Source organism: Erwinia sp. V71 (genome assembly GCF_965644245.1).
GTDB lineage: Bacteria > Pseudomonadota > Gammaproteobacteria > Enterobacterales > Enterobacteriaceae > Erwinia.
The window spans coordinates 1-698 of the sequence record NZ_CBFFRK010000276.1; the positions used below are offsets into that span (position 1 = coordinate 1).

Sequence of the window (698 nt, forward strand, 5' to 3'; positions counted from 1 at the left end):
TTCCGGCAGCCTTCAGTGGTCTTTGCAGAGTTAAGACAGGCGGCTTAGCGTTGCACTTCGAACTTGAATCCGCCTCCCACCTAACGAAGCACCAATAATCGTACCACTATAAATACCGAGCTGAAATAATGCATTCGCTGCACGCAAGTTCTGCACCGGAACAGTCTGGGGAACGAGTGCTGAGGATGCAGGTAATGCGATGCCCGCAGCAGCTCCGTTCAGGGCGCTAAGTAGTGCCAGGCTCATCACCGTTGCTGAGCCATCCAGCACAGTCCATGCGACTATAGCTTGCGAAACAGCCGCAATAACTGAAGAGGAGACCAGCACTTGATTACGAGAGTAGCGATCCGCTAATACACCACCAATTAACAAGAATACCACGTTAAAGATGGACCGGGACGCAACCACGATACCCAGGTCAGACACTGACCCGCCAATATCCAGAACCGCGAACGCCAGTGCAATCGGGGCAATACCATTACCGAGGACGGTGAAAAGGCGAGCAATAAATAAATGCCGAAAGGGGCTGAAATGAAAAGCGCTGACTCTTTTATTAAACGTATTCATTGTGACAATGACTTCTGTATTAGAGGGGCTATTTTAGAATAACTGCGTTTCGATTGCGTATTCCGCTCTGAACGATCACGGATTGGCATCGAAGTTCGATCACAGTTTCGCATCTCTTCGATCAGCCGGGA

1 pseudogene is annotated in these 698 nt (G+C 49.9%); it reads right to left on the reverse strand.

The annotated features are described in order from the left end of the window. Positions 1–75: 75 nt before the first annotated feature. Positions 76–567, reverse strand: a pseudogene (locus ACSZO1_RS22640) (MFS transporter); the annotation flags it as partial. Positions 568–698 lie beyond the last annotated feature (131 nt).